1 protein-coding gene is annotated in these 265 nt (G+C 68.3%); it reads right to left on the bottom strand.

Going from position 1 to position 265, the window contains the following annotated elements:
- Positions 1-16: 16 nt before the first annotated feature.
- On the bottom strand, positions 17-265 hold a 249-nt coding region (locus R0J87_RS21305; protein ID WP_498888786.1), incomplete at its 5' end, for a TRAP transporter small permease subunit.

The following is a 265-nucleotide window of genomic DNA, read 5'->3' as shown; positions in this document are numbered from 1 at the left end:
GGCCCAATCCATCGCGCTAAAGCCCGACCTGCTGGCGTTCGCCCGCGCCGCGCACCAGGCGGCGCAGGAACTCCACGACCATCAGGGCCATGGAGATGGGCATGACGCTAAGCGCCCACCATTCCGGGAAGACCAGCGTCTGGCGCACCATGGTGCCGCGGTCCAGGGAGGGCAGTGTGGCGTCCAGCGAATAAGCGAAGAAGACGCCCGCCAGGACCGCGCCGAGCAGGTTCACCGCAGCGACGACCAGCCATTTGCCACGGCC

Origin of the sequence: Halomonas sp. SIMBA_159 (genome assembly GCF_046536035.1) — a bacterium.
Classification (GTDB): Bacteria; Pseudomonadota; Gammaproteobacteria; order Pseudomonadales; family Halomonadaceae; genus Vreelandella; species Vreelandella venusta_A.
This window is presented reverse-complemented; position numbering and strand designations above follow the sequence as displayed.